1 protein-coding gene is annotated in these 2,314 nt (G+C 58.2%); it reads right to left on the bottom strand.

All coding sequences use genetic code 11. The annotated features are described in order from the left end of the window. Nucleotides 1-292: 292 nt before the first annotated feature. Nucleotides 293-1,972, bottom strand: a complete 1,680-nt coding sequence (locus VZ95_RS17440) for a methyl-accepting chemotaxis protein (RefSeq protein ID WP_052711900.1) — start codon at nucleotides 1,970-1,972, stop codon at nucleotides 293-295. Between the last annotated feature and the right edge of the window lie 342 nt (nucleotides 1,973-2,314).

Here is a 2,314-nt window from a genome sequence, read left to right as displayed (position 1 = left end):
GAATCGAAAATAGCATTCGGATTGCGCAGCTCGCGCGCGCCGAAGCGCAGAAAATGATCGAGCCCGCTTGAAACCTGCTGCTGCGAGATGGCCTTCAGGACATCCGGGTTCTGCTGGATATAGTATGCTTCGTTAAAAGTAATAGACATGTCAGCCTCCTACGTGATGAGGCTTCTGTATCACAAGAAGTATGACAGAGCTAGCACCCCGATGAAAAAATCTCGTATGACCGGGCACGGCCCCGCCAAAATGGGGCCGTGCCTCAAGAAACATTCCTGGACCGGCAAAACCGCTACGCCGCCCGGACTTGACCCAGAAAACTCGCCACCGCCTGCTTAAGGGCCTCGGTGGTGCGATTGAGCCCATCGGCGGCGGCCGTGACCGATTCTGCAGCTTGGCCGGTTTCCGAGGCAGCCCCTTGCATCGTGCCAACGCTTTTGCCAACAAGCTCGGTGCCTTGGGCTGCCTCCTGGACATTCCGGGCGATCTCGCCGGTCGCGGCCCCTTGCTGGCCAACAGCGGCGGCAACCGTCGTGCTGAGCTCACTCATCCGGCGAATGACCTCGGCGATCTGCGTGACGCGCTCAACGGCAAGGCCGGTTCCGCTTTGAATCGCCGTAATCTGCGCCTGGATCTCGTCGGTCGCTCGGGCGGTTTGATTGGCGAGGCTTTTGACTTCCGACGCCACGACCGAAAAGCCTTTGCCGGCCTCCCCCGCCCGCGCCGCCTCGATCGTGGCATTCAGCGCAAGTAGATTGGTTTGCCCGGCGATATCGGTAATCAGGCGAACGACATCGCCGATTTGCTCGGTCGTTTGCCGCAGCACGGCAATCGCGCTGGTCGTCGCCTCTGCCGCCTGCACGCCTTCCGCCGCCATCGTTACAGAAAGGCTGGTCTGGCGCGTGATTTCGCCGATCGAGCTGGTCAGCTCTTCCGTGGCCGACGCGACGGTCTGCACATTGGCGGCCGTTTGATCGGCGGCTGAGAAGGCCGCTGCCGCTTGACGGATGGCACTGGCGGCGGAGGTTTGCAGCACACTCGCCCCCTGCCCCAAGCCGAAGGCCGCATCCACGGTTTCTTGCATCAGCGCCCCAACGCTGCGCTCGAACTGTTCGGCGAGGCCCAGCATCGCCGTGCGCTTTTCCTGGGCCGCCCGCACTTCGGCCTGCTGTTGCTCGGCCTGCAACTGGCGGTTCTGTTCGGCTTGCGCCTTGAACTGCTGCAAAGCACTGGCAAGATTGCCCAATTCGTCGCGTCGCCCGACGCCCGGCACGCTGCCCGTCAAATCGCCTGCCGCAACCCGCGTCATCGCCCCGGTAATATGGTTCAGCGGGCCGATGATCCCCTTTCGGGCGACCAGGGCCGACCCGATAAGCCCCAGAACGATCCCCGAAATCCCTACGATCAGGGCGTTGCGATCCGCCGCATCGGCGTGCATCAGGAAGCCCTTGGCCTGGTCTTCAACAATCTTCGAATTCCGGTCTTCAATGTCCCGCAAATCCTGGCGCATTGCCGCGATCAAACCGACTTGTCCAAAAGCTTCGCCCTCGGCTTTCGAGCGGCCATTGGGATTGCCGTCCTGCGTCATCGCTTGAATGCCGAGATAGGTTTTTTCATAAGGCTGCAACCGCGCGACGATCGCGGCGACGTTGCGCCGGTCTGCCGGATCGACGGCATCCTTCTGCAACTGCTCCAGCCGAACGCGCAACCGCTTGAGTTCGTCCGCCGCCGCCGCTTCCATCGCCCGGCGATCCGGCACCAGAAGATCGAGCGGCATGAATTCTACCGCCCGCACAAAAGACAGAAGATTGGCCGTCGCCCGGTTGGCCGCGTGCAACTGATTGACCGCGGCAAGCTCTTGCTCGAATCGAACCCGGCCCTCGTTAAGCGCCGCGTGCGAAAGCACGACCATGCCACCCGTCAAAAGGCTGAGGCCGATAACCAGGCTGAATATTTTATGACCAATCTTCATCGCTCGTTTCCTTTCTAAAACAGGATCTCCCTGCGCCAAGATAGAACCGCAAAACTTTAAATTTAGATAAAGACAGCGAAGCACCCTCGGGCAGAATCCTCTTAATTATAGAAATAACGATTTTCAATTTTATTTTAAAGTCATCTTCTATAGAGATTTAATCCAATTTATATTTTAAAAATTTCGGCTTTCCAAATTTTCTTACACAAACAATACATTCGTAGTCGCATTTTGTCGCACCCACTCCGGCAAGCCCAATATTTTAAAACCTCAATTAATTCAATCGCCTACCCACGCGCATCGACATAAACTGCGCATCGCCCCTCAAGAGTATACACAGTG

Source organism: Elstera litoralis (assembly GCF_000963705.1).
Classification (GTDB): Bacteria; Pseudomonadota; Alphaproteobacteria; order Elsterales; family Elsteraceae; genus Elstera; species Elstera litoralis.
The sequence above is the reverse complement of the archived record's forward strand: the minus strand, read 5'-3'. Positions and strand labels throughout refer to the sequence as shown.

What these genes read in the sequence shown, in the direction of transcription:
- VZ95_RS17440 (WP_052711900.1), bottom strand. Translation starts at nt 1,972, where the DNA reads ATGAAGATTGGTCATAAAATATTCAGCCTGGTTATCGGCCTCAGCCTT.